Annotated in this window: 23 protein-coding genes; 22 read left to right on the forward strand and 1 reads right to left on the reverse strand. The window is 41.7% G+C overall.

Translation table 11 applies throughout. The features are described from left to right. Window positions 1–63: 63 nt before the first annotated feature. From PSU78_RS09160 to PSU78_RS09200, 9 genes are all read left to right on the forward strand, one after another. On the forward strand, window positions 64–1,086 hold the full coding sequence (locus tag PSU78_RS09160) for a tetratricopeptide repeat protein (protein ID WP_300387265.1): 1,023 nt from the start codon (window positions 64–66) through the stop codon (window positions 1,084–1,086). A gap of 70 nt (window positions 1,087–1,156) precedes the next feature. Next, entirely contained in the window at window positions 1,157–3,217 is a 2,061-nt protein-coding gene (locus PSU78_RS09165) for a tetratricopeptide repeat protein (protein WP_300387267.1), read from the forward strand. Window positions 3,218–3,661: 444 nt separating this feature from the next. Next, the gene (locus PSU78_RS09170; RefSeq protein ID WP_300387269.1) at window positions 3,662–4,459 is read left to right on the forward strand and encodes a flagellin; all 798 of its coding nucleotides are present in this window, start codon (window positions 3,662–3,664) and stop codon (window positions 4,457–4,459) included. A 75-nt stretch (window positions 4,460–4,534) separates the two neighbouring features. Continuing rightward, window positions 4,535–4,918 carry a flagellar protein FlaG gene (locus PSU78_RS09175; RefSeq protein ID WP_300387271.1) on the forward strand — a complete coding sequence of 128 codons (384 nt, stop codon included), beginning with the start codon at window positions 4,535–4,537 and terminating at the stop codon, window positions 4,916–4,918. 268 nt (window positions 4,919–5,186) lie between these two features. Next, the gene (gene fliD / locus PSU78_RS09180) at window positions 5,187–6,866 is read left to right on the forward strand and encodes a flagellar filament capping protein FliD (RefSeq protein WP_300387273.1); all 1,680 of its coding nucleotides are present in this window, start codon (window positions 5,187–5,189) and stop codon (window positions 6,864–6,866) included. 35 nt (window positions 6,867–6,901) lie between these two features. Beyond that, entirely contained in the window at window positions 6,902–7,381 is a 480-nt protein-coding gene (gene fliS / locus PSU78_RS09185) for a flagellar export chaperone FliS (RefSeq protein WP_300387384.1), read from the forward strand. Between the two features lie 33 nt (window positions 7,382–7,414). Further along, window positions 7,415–7,738: a flagellar protein FliT gene (locus tag PSU78_RS09190; protein WP_300387275.1), complete on the forward strand. Its 324-nt coding sequence runs from the start codon at window positions 7,415–7,417 to the stop codon at window positions 7,736–7,738. 17 nt (window positions 7,739–7,755) lie between these two features. After that, complete coding sequence (locus PSU78_RS09195; RefSeq protein WP_300387277.1) at window positions 7,756–8,721, forward strand: flagellar hook-length control protein FliK; 966 nt, start codon at window positions 7,756–7,758, stop codon at window positions 8,719–8,721. Next, window positions 8,714–9,073 (forward strand): EscU/YscU/HrcU family type III secretion system export apparatus switch protein, encoded by a 360-nt coding sequence (locus PSU78_RS09200; protein ID WP_300387279.1) that lies wholly within the window; start codon window positions 8,714–8,716, stop codon window positions 9,071–9,073. Before PSU78_RS09195 ends, PSU78_RS09200 begins: the two co-directional genes overlap by 8 nt. A gap of 52 nt (window positions 9,074–9,125) precedes the next feature. Here PSU78_RS09200 and fliE read toward each other — a convergent pair whose 3' ends face one another. Beyond that, a complete protein-coding gene (gene fliE, locus PSU78_RS09205; protein WP_300387281.1) occupies window positions 9,126–9,500 on the reverse strand; it encodes a flagellar hook-basal body complex protein FliE in 375 nt (124 codons plus the stop codon). Between the two features lie 307 nt (window positions 9,501–9,807). Here fliE and fliF point away from each other — a divergent pair, with 307 nt between their 5' ends. The 13 genes from fliF (at window position 9,808) to fliR (ending at window position 21,368) form a co-directional block, all read left to right on the forward strand. After that, a complete protein-coding gene (gene fliF / locus PSU78_RS09210; RefSeq protein ID WP_300387283.1) occupies window positions 9,808–11,466 on the forward strand; it encodes a flagellar basal-body MS-ring/collar protein FliF in 1,659 nt (552 codons plus the stop codon). Window positions 11,467–11,471: 5 nt separating this feature from the next. After that, window positions 11,472–12,470 carry a flagellar motor switch protein FliG gene (fliG, locus tag PSU78_RS09215; protein WP_300387285.1) on the forward strand — a complete coding sequence of 333 codons (999 nt, stop codon included), beginning with the start codon at window positions 11,472–11,474 and terminating at the stop codon, window positions 12,468–12,470. A 65-nt stretch (window positions 12,471–12,535) separates the two neighbouring features. Beyond that, window positions 12,536–13,183 (forward strand): FliH/SctL family protein, encoded by a 648-nt coding sequence (locus PSU78_RS09220; protein WP_300387287.1) that lies wholly within the window; start codon window positions 12,536–12,538, stop codon window positions 13,181–13,183. Between the two features lie 137 nt (window positions 13,184–13,320). After that, window positions 13,321–14,730 (forward strand): flagellar protein export ATPase FliI, encoded by a 1,410-nt coding sequence (gene fliI / locus PSU78_RS09225; protein ID WP_300387385.1) that lies wholly within the window; start codon window positions 13,321–13,323, stop codon window positions 14,728–14,730. 24 nt (window positions 14,731–14,754) lie between these two features. Then, window positions 14,755–15,204 carry a flagellar export protein FliJ gene (fliJ, locus tag PSU78_RS09230; RefSeq protein WP_300387289.1) on the forward strand — a complete coding sequence of 150 codons (450 nt, stop codon included), beginning with the start codon at window positions 14,755–14,757 and terminating at the stop codon, window positions 15,202–15,204. 88 nt (window positions 15,205–15,292) lie between these two features. Beyond that, window positions 15,293–16,672 carry a flagellar hook-length control protein FliK gene (locus tag PSU78_RS09235; RefSeq protein WP_300387291.1) on the forward strand — a complete coding sequence of 460 codons (1,380 nt, stop codon included), beginning with the start codon at window positions 15,293–15,295 and terminating at the stop codon, window positions 16,670–16,672. A gap of 234 nt (window positions 16,673–16,906) precedes the next feature. Then, window positions 16,907–17,398 carry a flagellar basal body-associated protein FliL gene (gene fliL, locus PSU78_RS09240; protein WP_300387293.1) on the forward strand — a complete coding sequence of 164 codons (492 nt, stop codon included), beginning with the start codon at window positions 16,907–16,909 and terminating at the stop codon, window positions 17,396–17,398. 18 nt (window positions 17,399–17,416) lie between these two features. After that, a complete protein-coding gene (gene fliM / locus PSU78_RS09245) occupies window positions 17,417–18,421 on the forward strand; it encodes a flagellar motor switch protein FliM (protein WP_300387295.1) in 1,005 nt (334 codons plus the stop codon). Further along, window positions 18,411–18,884, forward strand: coding sequence for a flagellar motor switch protein FliN (fliN, locus tag PSU78_RS09250; RefSeq protein ID WP_300387297.1), 474 nt, complete (start codon window positions 18,411–18,413; stop codon window positions 18,882–18,884). Before fliM ends, fliN begins: the two co-directional genes overlap by 11 nt. 14 nt (window positions 18,885–18,898) lie before the next feature. Next, entirely contained in the window at window positions 18,899–19,378 is a 480-nt protein-coding gene (gene fliO / locus PSU78_RS09255; protein ID WP_300387298.1) for a flagellar biosynthetic protein FliO, read from the forward strand. Window positions 19,379–19,472: 94 nt separating this feature from the next. Further along, a complete protein-coding gene (fliP, locus tag PSU78_RS09260) occupies window positions 19,473–20,180 on the forward strand; it encodes a flagellar type III secretion system pore protein FliP (RefSeq protein ID WP_300387387.1) in 708 nt (235 codons plus the stop codon). A 44-nt stretch (window positions 20,181–20,224) separates the two neighbouring features. Further along, on the forward strand, window positions 20,225–20,494 hold the full coding sequence (gene fliQ / locus PSU78_RS09265; protein ID WP_300387300.1) for a flagellar biosynthesis protein FliQ: 270 nt from the start codon (window positions 20,225–20,227) through the stop codon (window positions 20,492–20,494). Between the two features lie 61 nt (window positions 20,495–20,555). Next, window positions 20,556–21,368, forward strand: a complete 813-nt coding sequence (gene fliR, locus PSU78_RS09270; protein WP_300387302.1) for a flagellar biosynthetic protein FliR — start codon at window positions 20,556–20,558, stop codon at window positions 21,366–21,368.

Here is a 21,368-nt window from a genome sequence, read left to right on the forward strand (position 1 = left end):
TACAGTTCAATTGCATTAATTTTGTGAAATAAAGTATATATAATTAATTGAATGGTAAATCTAATGAAAACTTTTTTACATGTTGGTTGTGGCCCTCGTTATTTTGATTCACATTCTAAGCAACAAGTTCGACCCCTAGGTTTTAGTATAGAAGAATGGGATGAGTTGCGATTAGATATCAACCCTGGCGTCAATCCAGATGTAGTTGGTACCATGACTGATATGTCTGCAGTTGCTTCAGAAAGTGTTGACGCAATTTTCTCATCACATAATATTGAGCATCTCTATCCTCACGAGGTTCCAATTGCTCTGGCCGAGTTTAAACGAGTGTTACGTAGTGATGGTTTTGTTGTTATCACTTGCCCAGATTTACAGTCTGTATGTGCATTAGTCGCGGAAGGTAAACTAACTGAGCCAGCTTATATTTCACCAGCAGGGCCGATAGCCCCAATCGATATACTGTATGGGCACAGGCCGCCAATGAGTCAAGGTAATCTTTATATGTCACATCGTTGCGGTTTTACGCTTAATGTCTTGTTGGCGACTTTAGAAGATGCTGGTTTTTTAAAGACTGTGGGGCTATGCAGACCTAATTACTTCGATTTATGGGCACTAGCTAGCGTTGCTTGTTTAGAAGAGCAACAGGCTCTCGGTCTGGCCAGAAATCACTTTCCCGAGAGTGCTAATAATATCGCTAATCATGATCGAGTTCAAAGTGATCTGCATTTAGCAATTACAGATGTATTGCTTATTGCACTAGAGAACCAACAAGAAGGACGATTAGATCAAGCGAAGCAACTTTACCTTGAAATTCTTGAATTAGAACCTAGACATGCTGAGGCTAACTTTCACTTAGGCGTAATAGCGTATAGTCAGTCGGGAGCAGCATCCTCAATACCGTGGTTTGAGGCCGCTTTGGATATTAATCCAGAAAACGAGCAATACTGGGTATGTTATATCGATGTATTGGCCCAGTCTGGACTTACTGATTCTATTTCGGAAGCATTAGAGCTAGGTCAGAAATATGGTTTAACTAAAGAAAAGGCGCTGATGATTGCTAAAGAGTTAAATTTACCTACTGTCTAGAAATACTATTTGGTAAGCAAAGAGTTCATTAATCTAAATAAATCTGTAAAGCATGGCTTCTCGAAATAAAATGAAAGTTGATACTCATCTTCTACAGGCTAAATTGTTATTTGAGGCAAGTCTAATCAATGAGGCTGAGAAACTTTATCTTGAAGTCTTAACTAAATATCCCAATCAGCCAAATGCTAACTTTAATCTGGGCTTGATAACACTTAAAGATCAACGCATTGAACGTAGTTTGATCTACTTCAAAACAGCCCTAGAGGCTGACCCAGAGCAACGGCAATATTGGATTAGTTATATAGATGCGCTAATTCAAGCAAAACTTTATGAAGACGCTGATATTGTATTATCTTATGGTCTTAAAGCGGGATTAAATGGTCACGAAGTAGTGTCGTTAATGGCGCGCTGTCGACATGATGATAAAACTAGTTCTGTGCACATAAATATGCCTGCATCATATGTAGAAGATGAATTAATCAGCTTGTTTTCTGAGGCTCGTTATGAGGAAGTTGAGCATAAGTTATTGACATTGATGCAAGACTATCCAGACTGGCTGGTCGGATGGAAAATTCTTAGTGATACGCTATTGGTGCAGCAAAAAGATGCGAGAATTCCAGCAAAGCGGGCTTTAGAACTCAATCCTAATGATGCCAAAGAACATTGCTATTACGGTTTAATATTAAAAAAAGAAGGTGATTTGAAAGGTGCATTAAGCGCTTTCGAGCAAGCTGTCATTTTGAAACCAGATTATGCTGCTGCTTACAATAACTTAGGCATAGTGTGTAAGGATATGGGGAATGTTGAAGAGGGGATTCGATATTACAGGCAAGCACTTCAGATAAATCCACGATATGCAAGTTGTTATAGTAATTTGTTGTTTTGTCTTTCTCATTCTGAAAATATTGAAGTTAACGCTTTATTTAAAGAGCACCTTTTATTTGCAGAGCAGTATGAATTGCCATTAAAGGCTAAGTGGCCTAAACACCGCAATGTGCCTGATGGTCAGCGTTGTCTCAAAATAGGTTTTGTTTCTGCTGATTTCCGAGATCATTCACTGGTTTATTTTTTCGAGCCAATTTTGAAATATTTGGCTTCATCTTTAAAGCTATCTTTGTACGCCTATTCAGCAAGTGTTATTGAAGACCAGGTAACTGCGCGCTTACGAGCAGAGTTTAGATTTTGGAATAAAGTGGATGCACTTAGTGATGAAGCGTTTGCAAAACGGATTATTGATGATGAGGTTGATATTCTGGTAGATTTAGATGGGCACACCTCGGGCAATAGACTTTTAACTTTCGCATTAAAGCCTGCGCCTATTCAAGTTAGCTGGCTCGGATACCTTGCCACTACTGGTTTGGCAGCTATGGACTATTATTTTGCAGATGGTTATTTATTGCCATCAGGTAAATACGATAGTCAGTTCACTGAAAAATTAGTGCAATTACCAGCAAATGCACCTTTTATGCCTCATGCGCTTGCACCAGAGGTAAATCGCCTGCCTGCACTTACAAATGGATATATTACCTTTGGTTGCTTTAGTCGACCTAGTAAAATAACTCGAAATGTAGTGAAACTGTGGTGTTCTCTACTCAAAGCTATACCAAAGAGTAAGCTATTGTTGGGCGCGATGTCTTTGGATGGTAGCTATGAAATTCTTGTTAATTGGTTTTCTCAAGAAGGAATCACAGGAAGCAGACTAATTTTTCAGCCAAGAAGTGATATGGCTACTTATTTGAGACTGCATTACGAGGTGGATATATGCTTGGATACCTTTCCCTCTAATGGAGTGACTACAACCTGTCATGCGGCTTGGATGGGTCTGCCAACCTTATGTTTGGAGGGAGATAGTTTAACTAGTCGTGGCGCTCAAGGTGTAATGAAGCATTTAAGTTTAGGTGATTTTGTAGCGAAGGATGAGGCTAGTTATGTTGTGAGAGGCCAATCCTGTGTCAACAATATAAACCAACTAGATCTATTGCGACAATCATTAAGAGATCGTTTTAGGCAGTCACTATTAGCAAGACCAGATGTCATTGCAAATGGTTTGGAACTGGCATTTCAACAAATGTGGAAAAGATGGTGTCTGAAATTGCCAGCAGAAGCAATTGAAATCAGTATTTCAGAATAAGAAAGTAAATATTTTTTGTATTTTCTTTGTAGTCTAGAATAATTTTAATCTTATTTTACCTCCATAGTTATTAAATTTTAATAACTATGTCAAATATTAACTAGTTAAATCCCATCAATTTTACTTCACACATAATCTTTAAATATGTTCTCTAGCAAGCACTTAAGGCTTGTTGAGTTGCAGTGTTTATTCGCCAACGATGGTTATTCTGATAGAAACCCCTAAAGTTTTAAAAACTCACACCGATACTCTTTACATCAGGATTGCTTAATCGGCAAGACGAAAAAGAAAATTTAGAAACAACCCTAAACTTTCTGAAAAGCCTACCGATAATAGTTACAACAGCAGCACAATTTGATAACAAGGTTCTAAGTTAAACAAGTTGTAACGCTAAAGGCAAGACAGAGTGTAATAGAACTTAACTTAAACTTTAGGAGAATTATCATGGCTTCAATAATTAACACAAACCTTAACTCATTAAACACACAACGTAACTTAAGTGCTTCACAAGGCTCATTAGCTACAGCAATGCAACGCTTGTCATCAGGTATGCGCATTAACAGCTCTAAAGATGATGCTGCTGGTTTGGCTATTGCAACTAAAATGGACTCACAAATTCGTGGTCAACAAGTTGCAATTCGTAACTCAAATGATGCAATCTCTTTTGCACAAACAGCTGAAGGCGGCTTAGCAAAACAAACTGACGCATTACAACGTATGCGTGAATTAGCAGTTCAATCTCTAAACGGTACTAATACTAGTACTGACCAAGCTAACTTAGATGCAGAGTATCAACAATTGTCTGCTGAGCTAACTCGTATCACTTCTGCAACTAAATTTAATGGTTCAGCAGTATTTGGTGCATCACAATCATTCCAAGTTGGTGCTGATGCTGGTGACACTATTACTACAGCGTCTGTTGCTGGTGCTACGGTTGCTGGGGCTGTTTCAAGCACAGCATCAGCATCTACTGCAGTTACGGCGATTGATGCCGCGCTAGCTACAGCAAATACCAACCGAGCTACATTAGGTGCCATTCAAAACCGTTTTGAATCAGTTGTTAGCAACTTACAAGTTTCTACTGAAAACCAATCTGCTGCTAAATCACGCATCATGGATACAGACTTCGCCGCAGAAACAGCAAACTTAAGTCGCGCTAATATCTTGCAACAAGCTGGCACAGCCATGTTAGCTCAAGCCAACTCATCACCAAACGGCGTGTTAGCTTTATTAAGAGGCTAAGTTTAGCTCAATAGTATAAACCCCTTAACACCCACAGGCCTGATCAGCTTGTGGGGTTTCGCAAAGGAGAAAGTTATGTTTAATTCATCGATAGATAGTTATGGTTCAGTTAGAAGACTGGCCGCTGTGCCTAGTGCCAGCGGCCAAATTGCCATTGATAAAACAACAAGCCCATCAGGGCTTAAACCCGTTGTGGCTGCTGAAAATACCAAAAGCGTTGCTCAACCTGTTGTTGATAAGGCAGACTTAGAAACTGCAGTTAAGAAATTGAATGATTTAGTAGCGCCTGCGTTACAAACCGTTCAATTTTCACTAGATGCACAGTCAGACCGTATGGTGGTAAAAGTGGTGGATACAGCTTCTAAACAAGTGTTAAGGCAGATTCCAAATGAAGAGGTGTTGGCAATGTCTAAAACGCTAGATAAGTTGCAGGGTTTAATGAGCAGGCAAACGGCTTAATCGCTGTAATTTTAATGGCTTGATGATTAGTCTGTTTGAATTTGCAGGGGCGACAAGGTGTCACGATTTGTTAAGTTATTTCGTGATTTCTCGTTGTTCCTGCATTTGTATTTAGATTTAGGGTATTAAAGTAGATTTGATTAAAGTTTTTGAGAAATGATGTCGTTATATACTTAAATAGCAGTTAATTAGGCCTCTTTTAGTGATTAGACTTTTTAGTAAAGTCAACGTAGTTTAAAGAGGCTGTTGTTAAAAAAGGATATACAAAATGAGCATTTCATCTCCAGGAATAGGTTCCGGACTTGATGTAAATAGTATCGTAACCAGTTTAATGGCTATCGAACAAAAACCACTGACGGCGGTCACTCAACAAAAGACAGATTATCAGTCGCAAATTTCGGCCTATGGCACTTTGAAAAGTAGTCTTTCAACATTCCAGACAGCAGTTAGTGCGCTTTCTAGTGCTTCTAAATTTAATGCGCAAACGGTTAGCTCAAGCAATGCTACGGTGTTTACTGCAACAGCTAATGGTACTGCTTCGTTAGGTGACAGTGTTATCACAGTAAATCAATTAGCTAAATCACAGAAGTTAACTTTTGCAGGTACTGCAAATGTAGCCGATACCGTCGGCACAGGTAACTTGACCATTTCATTTGGTACCTATAATCCAGCCACTGCAGTTGCGCCGATTACGCCAAATTCATTTACGCCTAATACGGCTAAAACCGATGTAAGCATTACTATTGATAGTTCTAATAACACGCTTACGGGCGTGCGTGATGCAATTAATGCTTCAAACTCAAGTGTTAGTGCAACTATCGTGAATGATGGCAATATCAATCACCTAGTCATCACCTCAAAAGATACGGGTGAAGTGAATACCTTAAAAATCACCACTACAGATAGTGATGGTAACAATACCGATAATTTAGGTTTATCACAGTTGGCATATGACCCAACCGCTGCAGTTGGTAGTGGTCAAAATATGTCGCAAATGCAGGCTGCAAAGAATGCAATGTTAAATATAGATGGTATTGATGTTGTTAAGTCTAGCAATACTATTACGGATGCGATTAGTGGTGTAACACTGAATTTACTAGCTACCAGTGCAGATAATGTTAATTTAAGTGTGGCAAGTAATAAAGATGCAGTAAAGGCCTCGGTAACGGCGTTTGTTGATGCTTATAATAAGTTAGATACATCGCTACGTAGTCTAACAAATTATGATCCTACAGGAAAAAAATCTGGTGCTCTGTTGGGCGATGCTACGACTCGGTCGGTGATTACTAAGCTTAAGTCTGTGATGACCAATGCGATAACTTCTAATGGTGCATTTTCCTCACTTAGCCAAATTGGCGTGTCATTTCAGGCAACTGGTCAATTGGCTTTAAATTCAACCAAGCTTGACTCAGCAGTCGCTTCTAATTTCAGTGATATTGCTAGTTTGTTTGCAACATCAGCAAAAGCAACTGATCCGCAGATTAGTTATTCCTCAAGTTCCATTAAAACAAAAGCAGGGACTTATGCTGTTAATGTGAGCAGTCTATCTCCTCTAGAAGGTACGATTAATGGGGTTGCAGCAACAGCTATTGGTGGAAGTTTAGTGGGCGCAACAGGTGATGCAAGTGAGGGACTAATTATGAAAATTAATGGTGGTACCACAGGCTCACGTGGCACTGTTAATTTTAGTATTGGCTACGCGGCACAGTTAGATAGTGTAATTACTAATCTGTTAGATACTACAGGTATCCTAGCCTCTAGAACAGATGGAATTAATAGCTCCATTTCTCGCCTTGATAAACAGGCTGATTCACTTACATTAAGACTAACAGCCATTGAAGCTCGTTATCGTACGCAATTTACTAAGCTAGACACATTGATGTCTAGTATGAGTACGACTAGCTCATTTATTACTCAACAAGTTGCTGCATACAATGCGAATAAGTAATTACTAATAACTAAGTATAAGTAAAGGACACGATGATGTTTGGATCAAATCAACATGGAGTAAATGTATATGCCAAAATTGGCTTGGAAACAGGCGTGCTTGCTGCTAGCCCAAACAAATTAATTATTATGCTTTACGATGGTGCCATCACTGCCAGTCACAGTGCAATTATACATATGCAAAATAAAGATATATCTAACAAGGGCGCTATGATTTCAAAAGCGATTTCTATCATAGAGTCTGGTTTAAGACTTAGTTTAGATAAAAAAGCTGGTGGTGAGATTGCTGTAAGCTTAGATGCACTTTACGCATATATGAGTAAGCGATTAATGACGGCGAATATTCAAAACAAGCCAGAGTTAATACATGAAGTCATTAAATTGTTGACTGATTTAAAAGGTGCGTGGGAAGCCATTGATCAGTTAAAAACGCCAACTACAGAGATGCCAATGGCAACTTCTAGCCAAGTCGCGATGACGGTTAATCGTAATATTGCTAATTACGCAAAAGCCTAAATAACGTCAATATAATTAACGGAACGACCATAAATGGAACATCAAGACACAATTTTGATTTATGAAACTGTTGCTGAGTTAACTAAACAAATGTTGTTGGCAGCTAAACAACAAGATTGGGATACATTGGCTGAACTGGAAGCTAAATGCGCCCAGCAGGTAGCCACATTAAAGCTGACTGAAAGTGTATTGCCGCTCCCTAGTGATGTGCGCGAACGTAAGTTGGCGAGTATCAAAAGCATACTGGCGGATGACCGTGAGATACGCAACATTGTTTCACCTTGGATGGCGAGGTTGAACTCACTGATGAATAGTTTACAAATGGAGAATAAACTGACGCGCGCCTACCACCAGTAGTCCGCCTCATTATCAAGATGCTCAAACAAGCTGACATCGCAAGCATAGCTCCTGTCGCTAGAATTTTACCAATACTAGCCGTAGATAGTATTGGCAGTATTCGGCAGGAGCTTGCTGATAGAGCTACGCAGTTTGTGAAGGGGCAAGAGTACTTTGCACAAGTGCTTTCGAAGGTAGGCGACACGGCTTACAACGTAAAAGTTGAAAGTGGTAGCCTTAAAGGTACTCTCCTTAAAATGGATTTAGGGACGTCAGCTAAAGCAGGGCAGATACTCACCTTGCGTTATATGCACGACAATCCTGTGCCTACATTTTTACTCGCCTCTGCGCCTACTAATGCGGCTGGCAGTACGACAGAAATAAGCTCTGCAGCTAATCTCATTGGTCATTATCTAAAACAAGCCGAAAGCGATGGCGTCACGAGCCGCTTTCAGGCGACTGCGGTCGTGACTCATAGCCCAAGTAATCCACAAGTGATGGCGCATGATTTGAAAAACGCCTTGAGTACTAGCGGATTGTTTTATGAATCACACTTGAGTGATCTGGCACAAAGTAATCAGTCGCTTGCTGCTATAAAGCAAGAGCCGCAAAACCAAGCCAATTCACCTATTGCCAATTTAATGACACAACAGTTGGCGATTCTAGAAAATCAACGCATGAGCTGGCAGGGTGAAGTTTGGCCTGGGCAGAAAATGGATTGGGATGTTTATCATCAGCAGAACAGTGCAGATGGAAAACAGTCATCCATTGAATCGCAAGCCGATCAAGATCGACCTATTACTAGCGAGATGACCTTGCATTTGCCGCATTTAGGTAAGGTTTCTGCGCGAATTAGCCTGACCGATGGACGCATGCGGGTCAATATTTTGGCGGATCAGCCTGAAACTTTAGCAATGCTAACAGCGAATCGATTAGGTTTGGCTGAGTCTATCAGTAAGAACGGCCAGCAATTAGATGCTTTGACGTTGGTGCGACATGAATAACCATCAGTTCAACACACATCAACCTAACACGATTGAGCATAATAGTTCAGAGTTCAACCTTAAAGGTGTAGTGAATCCTAACCAGCAAGCCATTGCTTTAGCTTATGCTGCAGGCTCGTATGCCCCCAAAGTGGTCGCTAAAGGTCGTGGCGCTATCGCTGAGCAGATTATTGCCAGAGCCAAAGAGCATGATGTGTTTGTACATGAGTCTAAAGATTTGGTTGCGCTGTTAATGCAGGTTGATCTTGATGATCATATACCGCCAGCTTTGTATCAGGCAATTGCCGAGATTTTGGCTTGGTTATACAAGTTAGAGCAAGGTCAAGCAGATGAAGAGGTGCCAGTTTTCTAATTACTAGCAGTTTAACTAGCTGTATTCTAAATCACATGTAAGCGAGAAATAGTTAAACCTGCATATTCATAATATCGTGGTAAGCAGACACTAGCTTATTGCGCACCTGCACGGTTGCTTGAAATGAAATGTTGGCCTTTTGCCCAGCAATCATTACGTCAGAAAGACTGACACTATCATCGCCCATCGCGAAGCTCTTACCTAATTGCTCTGCTTCAACCTGTACTTTATTCACTTGGTTGAGTGAGGCTTTCAGCGCATCAGAAAAGTTAACTTTTGATGTGCTTGGGCTAGCGCCTTGCATTCCAGAGAGCCCTGCCGCAGAAGCTAATCCTGATGCAGCATCGGCTTGCGGACGCTGTGCAGCCGCTTTTAACTGCGCAAGCATAGATTCTATTCTGCTTGCATCAATTCCACCTGTTTTCATGATTTGCCTCCTTCAACTTAAATTCGTATCTCTAATTAACAATCTTCTTACTTAAATTTAGATAGTTAATTCATCACCATTTCTGACAGTTATTAATTTAACACTCTGTCGTAATAGCGAGCGTGCAAATAGGTCTAGGAAAATTGCTCTATTCCTAAATTTGAAAATAATAGTCATTGGCATAATGGTATCCAATAGCTTATAGACGTAGTTCTTCTGTAAATGCTTAGTGTTTAGAGGTTAAAGACTCAACACGGAAAAGCGCAATAAGTTAAGTATTTGAAAAACAGAACATTAGGGAAATACGATGGTGGCAGAGAATAACGCTGCGCTTATTAATCAAGGCGTGAATGAAGGTGGAACTGGTTTGAACTCACAGTTAGGCAATAAGTTAATTTTGGTAGTTGCAGCCGCTGCAGTCGTCGCAGTGATGGTGGTATTTTGGCTGTGGAGTCAGCAGCCTGATTATCGCGTGTTGTTTTCTAACTATACGGATAAAGACGGTGGAGCCATTGTTGCTGCACTAGAAAAAATGAACGTACCTTACAAGTTCTCTGATAGCGGTACCGCGATTCTTGTTCCAGCCTCACAAGTGCATCAAGCACGTTTAAAGTTAGCGGCTGATGGTTTGCCTAAAGGTGGCAACATTGGTTTTGAAATTTTAGAAAATCAAAAATTTGGCGTTTCACAATTTGTAGAACAAGTTAATTTTCAGCGCGCTTTAGAAGGTGAGCTTGAACGTAGCATTCAATCAATAGGCGCAGTTGAAGTGGCTCGAATTCATTTAGCCATCCCTAAAGCCTCAGTGTTTGTGAGAGATCAACAGCAACCTACGGCCTCAGTATTGCTGAATTTGCGCGCTGGTCGTAGCTTAGATGCACAGCAAGTGGGTGCAGTGGTACATTTGGTTGCCAGTAGCGTACCGAATTTACCAGCTGCGAATGTAACAGTGGTCGATCAAAATGGTAATCTGCTGTCAGATACCTCTAAAAAGATGGGCGCCAATAACTTAGACCCAACGCAACTAAAATATATTGACGATATTCAACAGAGCATCACTAAACGGGTTGAATCCATTATTTCACCGATCGTAGGCGCTAAAAATGTACGTGCTGAAGCGAGTGCAGAGATTGATTTCTCTAGCCTTGAGCAAGCGGCAGAAACCTACAAACCTAATCAAAAGCCTGATGATGCAGCAATACGCAGCTTGCAAAGCAATGAGTCGTTAACTAGTAATGGCGGCGCTGCTACTGGCGTACCTGGCGCTTTGTCTAATCAGCCGCCTGCCAACGCTACAGCGCCAATTACCACGCCAGCGGGTGCTGCAGCGGGTGCAACTGCGGAAGCTGCTCCTGTGAATAATCAAAAGAACACCACCACTAACTTTGAGGTAGATAAAACTGTTCGTTACTCACAACAAGGGATGGGTGGTATTAAGCGTTTAAATGTGGCTGTCGTCGTTAACAATATGCCTGTGGTTGATAAAAAAGGCAAAGTGACTTACAGACCACTCACCGCTGCTGAGAAAACACAAATCAATGATTTAGCAATGCAGGCGATGGGTTTTAATAAAGAGCGTGGTGATGCGTTAACCGTTGTGAATAGTTCATTTGCTGGTGAGCCTGAAGAAATTATTCCTGAAGTGCCTATGTGGAAAAATCCTGAAACCATTGAGTACGGTAAAGATGCGCTTCGCTTTATCGTAGGTATTATGGTATTGCTGCTGATTTATAAACGTGCATTAAGCCCAATGTTGCGAAAGTTAACAACGCCCGCGCCAAAATTATTAGCTGCACCTAGTGAGGAAGATGCTGTAGTCAATTTAAGTGGTGCAGAAGGTGGTCAAGCGCAAATTGCTTCTGTTGCAAGCAGTAGTAGCAACTTAGCGGCTGCTAAGCAGCTTGCCAAAGATAACCCAAGAATGGTCGCAAGTGTTGTAGCTAATTGGACAAGTGGAAATGAGTAGCGAAAATGAGTGATGCGGGCGTAATGAGAAGTGCAATTTTAATGCTTGCGCTAGGGGAAGATGAAGCTGCAGAAGTGATGAAGTTTCTTAGTCCTAAAGAGGTACAGAAGCTAGGTACAGCCATGTCAACATTAAAGTCTGTTGGTCGTGAGCAAGTGGAAAACACTGTTTCAGCATTTATGACTGAGGTGGAGCAAAGCAGTGACTTTGGTTTAGATTCAGATGAATATATTCGATCTGTGTTAAATAAAGCTTTAGGTGAAGATAAAGCCTCAGGGCTGTTAAACCGTATTTTGCAATCCCGTGATGCTAGTGGTATTGAAAGCCTGAAGTGGATGGATGCACCTACCGTGGCAGAGTTTATTAAGAATGAACACCCTCAAATTATTGCCACCATTCTTGTGCATCTCGATGCAGATCAAGCCTCTGACATTATTGGTTACTTTGCAGAACGTTTGCGTCAAGACGTGATGTTGCGTATTGCAACGCTTGATGGCGTAAAGCCGATTGCCTTACGAGAGTTAAATGATGTGATGACTAAATTGCTGACTGGTAATGAGAATCTTAAAAAGCAGACGATGGGTGGTATTAAAGTGGCCGCTGAAATTATGAACTTCATGAGTGGGGACAATGAAGCCATCATTATGGAAGGCCTTAAAAACTACGATGATGACATGGCACAAAAAATTATGGATGAGATGTTTGTGTTCGATAACATTATCGATATTGATGATAAAGGCATTCAAGTCATGCTGAGAGAAGTGCAGTCTGAAACACTCATCATTGCACTAAAAGGAACCACAGAAGAAATGCGCGAGAAAATATTTAAAAATATGTCTTCTCGTGCTGCAGAAATGATGAAAGAAGATTTGGAATCTAAAGGCCCTGTCAAACTTTCAGAAGTTGAGGCGCAACAAAAACAAATCTTACAAATTGTACGCAGGTTGTCTGATGAAGGTCAGATTCAACTCGCAGGCAAAGGTGGAGATGATCAATATGTTTAAAAGCTCTATTTTTAACTACGCTAAAGCTCATTTTTCTATGAGTACTTATCATGCATAGGGGCTCTATGAATATTCCTAAAGAGCAGCAAACAGCTTATGAGCGCTGGGAGATGTCTTCTTTTTCTGAAGGCAGCTCGAGCATTAGTGCTAGCAAGCCTAAGAAAAAAGAAGAGACGGTTGCTTCAGAAAAAATTGCACAAATCTTTGAGGTCGCGCGCAAAGAGGCCTATACAAAAGGCATGCAAGAAGGTTTCGCTGTAGGCATGGCAAAAGCACGAGAGTATGCCCAAGAAGAAAAAAATAACTTTTTAGCGCTCATGAGCTCTTTCAGTGATGCGCTTGAAAAATCGGATGAACAAATTGCAGACGATGCTCTCTCGCTAGCTTTAGAAATTGCTAAAGCGATGTTGAAAGTGAAGCTGAATATTGACACTACAGTGGTGTTGCCTGTGGTGATGGATGCGATTCATTATCTGCCTTATGTGCAAAAGCCAGCAAGAATATTAGTCCATCATGATGATGCGCAAATGTTACGGGAATATCTGGCTGAAGAAATCGCAAGCCAGCATTGGCAGATTCAAGAAGACATTAATATCGAGCGTGGTGGTTGCATTGTTGAAACTGGCGCTAATCAAATTGATGCAAGTAATGAAGTGCGTTGGAAACGTATTAGCGATGCTTTATCGCAAAAAAGTGACTGGTTGCTACCATGAATTCCCCAGAGCTTAGCACTCAGTCTTTAGATCAGCTAGCTTCTAAGCAGCAATTTGGCATGACTGACTTGGAGCAACTTTCTGACTTGGAGCAACTTCGAGAAACTGTTCCTGAACCAGTTCAGCCAAAAGTGGATATGCAAAATATCCACCGTCAACGCTGGCATGATCATATTCGTGATTGCAAAGAAATTTTGCGCATTGTCGAGCCATTAGAAATTGCAGGGCGTATTACAAAGTTAACAGGCTTAGTCATGGAGGCCGCTGGAATTAAGCTGCCAATTGGTAGCGCATGTTATGTACCACTTGCTGAAGGTCGACGTGTAGAGGCTGAAGTCGTTGGCTTTGATGGTGAGCGTATGTTGTTAATGCCACAAAGCAGTGTGGATGGCGTGATGCCTGGTGCAAAAGTATTTGCTTTAGAAGTTGCTGACGCTTTACCTAAACCTCACCACGGTAATCCGCCACGTAGACGCGTGACAGACCGCGCACGCCATCTACCTGTCGGTAATGAGCTACTAGGCCGTGTGGTTGATGGTGCTGGAAATCCTTTAGATGATCTTGGCAAGATTACCGCAGCACAAAGTTCACCACTCAATGCACGTCCAATGAACCCGCTGATGCGTGCGCCCATTGAAGAAATTCTTGACGTAGGTGTGCGAGCCATTAACAGCATGCTCACAGTTGGTCGTGGTCAACGTATGGGTTTATTTGCTGGTTCTGGAGTCGGTAAAAGTGTGCTGCTAGGCATGATGGCGCGTTACACCACGGCTGACGTGATTGTGGTTGGTTTAATCGGCGAACGGGGACGTGAAGTTCAGGAGTTTATTGAACAAATATTAGGCCCAGTTGGTTTAGCGCGCTCGGTAGTTGTAGCGGCGCCAGCAGATGCGCCAGCTTTAATGCGCCTTCAGGGTGCAAATTATGCGACTACCATCGCTGAGAATTTTCGCGATCAAGGTAAAAACGTACTGTTGATTATGGATTCATTAACCCGTTACGCCATGGCGCAACGTGAAATTGCATTAGCTATTGGCGAGCCACCAGCGACAAAAGGTTATCCGCCATCAGTATTCGCTAAATTACCTGCATTGGTAGAGCGTACAGGCAATGGTAAGCGTGGCGAAGGTTCAATTACAGCTTTCTATACGGTGCTGACAGAAGGGGATGATCAACAAGACCCAATCGCTGATGCAGCACGTGCGATTTTGGATGGTCATATTGTATTAAGCCGCAACTTGGCTGAAAGCGGACACTATCCAGCGATTGATGTAGAACAGTCTATCAGCCGCGCAATGCACAATATAACTAGCCCAGAACATCAAAAGCTCGCACGTAAATTAAAGCAACTTAACTCACGTTATATGCGCAGTGTAGATTTAATTAATGTAGGTGCTTATGAAGCAGGGAGTGATGCCGTGTTAGATCAGGCAATTGCTAGACACGAAAAGATTGATGCATTTTTACAGCAAGGTATTTCTGAACGATCAGGTGTTGAAGAGAGTATTGGCCATCTTGCGCATGTGTTAGATGGTTTGGTTATTTAATTGTAAACATAAGATTGAGAAAGTATGGCAACGCAATCAAGCAATGTATTAGGTATGTTACAGGGCATCGCTTCTAAAGAGGTAGATGAGGCAGCTATAGCGTTGGCTAAAGCGATGAAATTGGCTAATGAAGCGCAAGCTAAACGAGAGATGTTGAATGAGTATCGGCTGGATTATGTAAGAAATCTGAATAAAATTTTAGAGGCAGGTATGGGGGCGGAAGCTTATCAAAATTTCCAGAATTTTTTTGGTAAGCTCGATCAGGCAATTGCCGTACAGCAAGAAGTTGTTGAAATGGCGAATCAGCAGGTTAAGGTGCAAAAGCTATTGTGGCAAGAAAGTCAGCGTAAAAAACTTTCTTATGAAGTGCTCTCCGATAGATCTGAAAAGCGCGTGCTTAAAGTAGAGCAGAAAAAAGATCAGAAACTGATGGATGAGTTTGCGATGCGTATTACTAGAACTAAGCATACTTAAGCTAAACATTCTTGGGTTAAGCACTAATAGCATCAATTTAAAAATGAATTACAACTTGAGCGAGCTTTAATTTTTGAGGTTGAACAACATGAAAAATTTATCATTACAAATGACAGAAACATCATTAAAAAAACCAGCAGATGCTATTAACAAAAGTACAGTCAGCAAAAGTACTATGGCATCTGATGGCGTAGCCCAAGCGGAAAATAATGCTTCATTTCAAATGATGCTAAACAAGCAAGTGCAAGCCAAGCAAGCTTCAGCCAGAGAAGTTGAGAATAGACAAAACCAAGCTAAACAACCTCAAAAAACTGTTGGAAACGGATCAACAACAACTAAGCCTGAAAATACTGAAGCGACAACAAACCAAAAAAACGCTCAGAAAGTTAGTCAGTTACAACTAGCGATGATGGCGACCAATCGTACAAAAGTGGTGAAAGATGCCCAAAATATCGACCCCATGCAGCTTGCCGAGAAAGACATAGTGGCGCTTGATGCCAAGCCTGTATTGTTTAAAGAGACCGGTGAGGCCAAGGCTGGGGCTGACGATAAGGCTGTGTCGGATGTTAGTTTGACTGATAAAGCCTCAATCACAGATATTTCTAATGCGCAGATGCTCTCGTCCATGATGTCCGAAATAAAACAAGCTCCACTTGGTAAGGCTGCTGAGACTGGAGAAGGGGCGATGAGTGCTGAGAAACAACTCACGCTTGGCGCTGATAGAGGCTCTGTATTAAAAGATGACGTATTAAGCAATGCATTGTCTCAAGGTAAAAATGCGTCTGATGCAAAAGATTTGACCGCAGTTGATGATAAGGAGTCTCGCCATGATTGGATAGATGCGATGTTGCCAAATGCGTCTAAACCAAGCAGTGGAGATGATATGGCTAAGTTGATGCTAAAGTCTGAAAAAGAGTCTGCGATTAGAGAGGTAGCGATGCCGGCTAATTACCAATCAACGAGTCAACTAGCTGGTCAATCAAGCATGCAAGCTAATGCGGCTGAAGCCATGCAACAACTAGGCAGCAGCAATACCATCAATGCCTATCCAGGAAAAACAGGTTGGGATCAAGCTATTAGTCAAAAGGTCGTATGGATGTTAGGCGCTCAAGAGCAATCCGCTACGTTAACGCTTAATCCTCCAGATATGGGGCCGTTGCAAGTGGTGATTCATGTACACAATGATCAAGCTGATACAACCTTTATTTCTGACAATGCTGAAGTAAGACAGGCGCTGCAAGATGGTATGGATAACTTACGCAACAAGATGAATGAGTCAGGTATTCAACTTGGTCAAGCTAACGTGAGCTCTGGTGGGCAAATGCAACAGCAGTTTCAACAGGCTGCGCAACAATCAAAAGCCAGTGCCTCTCTGAATAACAATGCTTCTGCATCGCCAATTGGGCATGTAAGTAGCGCTAAGACCGTGATACGTACGTCTAACGGTTTAGTCGATACCTTTGTGTAAGCGATGGGTTAGCTGTGGTTTGGTAGGCTACTCTTCTCGTATCAGCCTGCAAGTTGGCATGACATTACTTGTCGAAAGACAATATTTTCAATCACAATCTCCAATTTAACGGCTTTTTCCCTCTCTTATCTAAGCATGTTATTAAGCCGTTTTTTTCCATAATGTAATCATCAATAACGCCAATGACTGCCGCATAGGTAGTACAGGTTTAGTTAATTATGGAAAGGCAATAAAATGGCAGCAGATCCAAAGCCCGATGGCGCTGAAGTAGCACCAAAATCCAAGAAAAAACTGATCATTATAATTGCAGCAGTCGTGCTGTTGGCTGGAGGTGGAGGTGCTGGTTGGTTTTTAACGCATCAAAAAGCAGACCATAAAAAAGAAGAAGCAAAACACGAAGAGCCAGCGCATGCGCCAGTATTTGTGACGCTTGAGGCTTTTACGGTCAATCTTCAACCTGATCCAGATGAAAAATTCTTGCAAACGGAGATTTCGTTACAAGTGGCTAGTCCTGAACAAGAGGAGCTGTTGAAGTCTCAAATGCCAGCTGTCAGAAGTCGTTTGTTGATGCTGTTAACCAGCAAAACAGCCTCTGATATTTCAACTTCTGAAGGTAAACAAAAACTTAGCGATGAGATTGTCGCAGAAGTTAAGAAGCCATTTTCTAAAGGCGCTAAGCCGCAAGAAGTAACAGGCGTATTTTTTACTTCATTCGTGATTCAATAAGGCGTTCGACACTAAGCCATGGCTGATAAGTTTTTATCTCAAGATGAAGTTGATGCCTTATTAAAAGGCGTTGATGGCGATCAAGACGACGATCAACCTGCTGCAAATGCGGGTGATGTGCGGGATTACAACCTTGCTACCCAAGAGCGCATTGTACGTGGACGTATGCCTACGCTTGAGATTATCAATGAGCGATTTGCACGTTTGGTGCGTATTGAGTTGTTTAACTTCTTACGTCGCACAGTTGAAGTCTCAGTAGGGCCGGTGCGCATCACTAAATACAGTGATTTTGTCCGTAATTTAGTAGTACCCACCAATTTAAATCTTATACAAATGAAGCCGTTACGCGGCACCGCACTGATGGTGTTCGATCCAACATTGGTATTTTTGGTGGTGGATAATATGTTTGGCGGCGATGGTCGTTTTCATACGCGTGTTGAAGGCCGTGACTTTACTCAGACTGAGCAACGCATTATTCAGCGCATTCTCAATATCGTATTTGAAACTTATTCGAAGTCGTGGGAGCCTGTTTATCCGGTTCAGTTTGAATATATGCGTTCTGAAATGAATACGCAGTTTGCTAATATTGCCACTCCAAATGAAGTGGTGATTGCTGTGACCTTTAATGTTGAGCTTGGTCCAGCGAGTGGCGAGATACACTTTTGCTTCCCTTATTCCATGTTAGAGCCAATTCGGGACATGCTCAGCTCTCCATTGCAGGGAGAAGTGTTAGGCACTGATAAACGTTGGGTCAAGTTAATGACTCAGCAAGTACAAGCCGCAGAGGTAGAGATTGTGGCTGACCTTGCCAAAACCAATATGATGATTGGTGATGTGCTGAATATGAAAGTAGGCGATGTTGTGCCACTCAATATAGAAGAATCTATTGAAGCGCAGGTAGATGGTGTGCCTGTCATGCTTTGTAAATATGGGATGTTTAATGGCCAGTACGCGCTACGTGTAGAAAAGCTATTAAGATCCAACTCAACTGAATATATTAAAGGAGAACCTTATGGCGATTGATGCTGCAGAAGATACTGCTGTTGCAGAAGATGATTGGGGTGCAGCAATGGCAGAACAAAGCACAGCTGAAGCAACTGATGACTGGGGCGCAGCAATGGCTGAGCAAGAGGCTACAGATACTTCAGTTTTACAAGCCAAAAATGTTGAGCAGACACAGGTGTTTACCGAATTTACAGCTAAAAACAAACTGCAAGATACACAAAATGATATTGATTTCATTTTGGATATTCCTGTACAACTTACCGTTGAACTTGGGCGTACCAAGATTGCGATTAAAAACTTGCTGCAATTAGCGCAAGGCTCAGTGGTTGAGCTTGATGGCATGGCGGGTGAGCCTATGGACGTATTAGTCAATGGTTGCTTAATTGCGCAAGGTGAAGTGGTGGTGGTGAACGATAAGTTTGGTATTCGGTTAACTGACATTATCACGCCCGCTGAACGTATTCGTAAAATTAATCGCTAATAGAAATGCTAGTAATGAAAAATCATCACAACTTTTTGACTTTGAGTGTTTTAGCCATGCTCAGTCTTGCATCGAACTTGGCTTTTTCCGCAGAAGTTGTTGCGGTATCGCCAACAGGTGGTGTGCTTAAAATGGTGATTGGCCTTGCTGTGGTCTTAGCTGTAATGGCGCTCATTACTTGGGTGTTAAAACGCATGGTGCCTGGTGTGGGCAATAAGCAATCAGTGATTCGTATTGTAGGTGGTGTAAGTGTAGGTTCACGCGAACGTGTTGTGGTGTTGGAAGTTGGTGGTCGCTGGATTGTGGTAGGTGTTGCTGCTGGGCAAGTTAGCAGTCTTGCGAACTTAGAGAGTGGCGCTAACAATCTTGCTGAAGGCGTACCGATGGGTAGAAGTATGACGGATTCAGGCAATGATGGCTTTAGCAATACCTTTGCCGCATGGTTACTAAAATCAACAGGTAAGATTTTAGAAAAAAAAGAGTCAGATAATTAAACAGACAATTCAATTTAAGTTAGCTATGACTACACCTACACTAAAATCTATATTCAATACAACCATTGCATGTTCTGCAGTGATTTTAGCCAGCATGTTGATATTACCTGGCACGGCATTGGCTGAAAATGGCATGCCACTGGTGAACTCCTTGCCTGCAGCAGGTGGCGGTCAAAACTATACGTTGAGCTTGCAAACGCTAATTTTGCTGACCTCACTTACCTTTTTACCTGCTGCCTTGCTCATGATGACAGGCTTTACGCGCATCATTATCGTGCTGTCATTGTTACGTCAAGCTTTGGGTACGCAATCTGCACCGCCAAATCAGGTGATGGTTGGTTTGGCCTTGTTTTTGACTTTCTTCGTAATGAGTCCAGTGATCGATAAAATTTATGTAGATGCCTATCAACCGCTTTCAGAAAATAAAATCACCATGCAAGAGGCTATGGAGAAAGGCGCAGCTCCTCTCAAGACCTTTATGATGAAGCAAACGCGTGAAGGTGATTTAGCCTTATTTGTGAATATGGCAAAAATGGAAAAGATTGACACGCCTGATCAAGTGCCTTTGTTAGTGTTAGTTCCCGCGTTTATGACGAGTGAGTTAAAAACCGCATTTCAAATTGGTTTTGCTATATTCATTCCGTTTTTGATTATTGATATGGTGGTTGCTAGTGTGTTGATGGCAATGGGGATGATGATGGTCTCGCCATCTATCGTGTCCTTGCCTTTCAAACTGATGTTATTTGTATTAGTCGATGGCTGGCAGTTGCTACTTGGTTCGCTGGTACAAAGTTTTTATTAACATTACACAAATTTTCTAAGACGATTTTTTCTAAAGGAACTAAAATGACCCCAGAAAGCGTGATGACATTAGGTCGAGATGCAATGGAAATCACATTGCTTGTTGCCGCGCCTATTTTACTGGTAGTGCTGGCAATTGGTCTTTTAGTGAGTATTTTTCAAGCGGCAACCCAAATTAACGAGGCTACTTTATCGTTTATTCCCAAGCTGGTCGGCGTATTCGGCACTTTGATGTTTGCAGGGCAATGGATGTTAACGACTATGGTAGATTACATGCACTTAGTCTTTAGCAGTATTCCTGCTATGGCTAACTAGGCCAGAGTTCACTAAGTCAAGATTTACTAGATTAAGCCACGTAAAGTCGCAAGGTTACATCATGATTTCAGTTAGCAGTGATCTTCTACAAACTTGGATAGTCAGCCTGCTTTGGCCGCTCACTAGAATATTAGGTGTAATAGCCGCCGCGCCTATATTTAACCATACGGCAATCCCCAATCAAGTCAAACTAGGCTTGGGCATCATGCTGACTTTAATCATAGTGCCAACATTACCAGCGATGCCGCAATTCGAAATATTTTCATTTCAAGGATTGCTGATTCTAGTGCAACAATTGGTGATAGGTTTGGCCATTGGTTTTAGTATGCGCTTGGTTTTCTCTGCGGTTGAGCTTGCAGGGCAGTTGATTGGCATGTCGATGGGGCTAGGTTTTGCTAGCTTCTATGATCCGCAATCTCAAGGTCAAAGCACTGCTGTTAATCAGTTCTTGGTATTATTAGCTATGCTTATTTTCCTAAGTTTAGATGGCCACTTATTAATCATCACCGCTGTAGCCAATAGTTTTGTGACCATGCCGATTACAGTCGGTGGTAGTGGTATTGAGCCTTTAAAAATCGCCATGTGGGGCGAAACTATATTTAGTGTAGGCTTAATATTAGCATTGCCCGCAGTGGCAGCTCTATTGATTACGAATATGGCATTGGGCATACTCACAAAGACAGCACCACAACTCAATTTGTTTGGTATTGGCTTCCCAGTTACATTAAGCATCGGGCTGGTTGTGATAGCCCTTTCATTACCTGGCATGTTAAAACCGATTGAAAATTTTATTGAACAAGGTGTCAGTAATATGGTGCAAGTGGCGGTGCCTACCAATGCGTCAGATTTGGGAAAGGGAATCGTGAATAAATAG

The organism is Methylotenera sp., from assembly GCF_029945705.1.
Lineage (GTDB): Bacteria > Pseudomonadota > Gammaproteobacteria > Burkholderiales > Methylophilaceae > Methylotenera.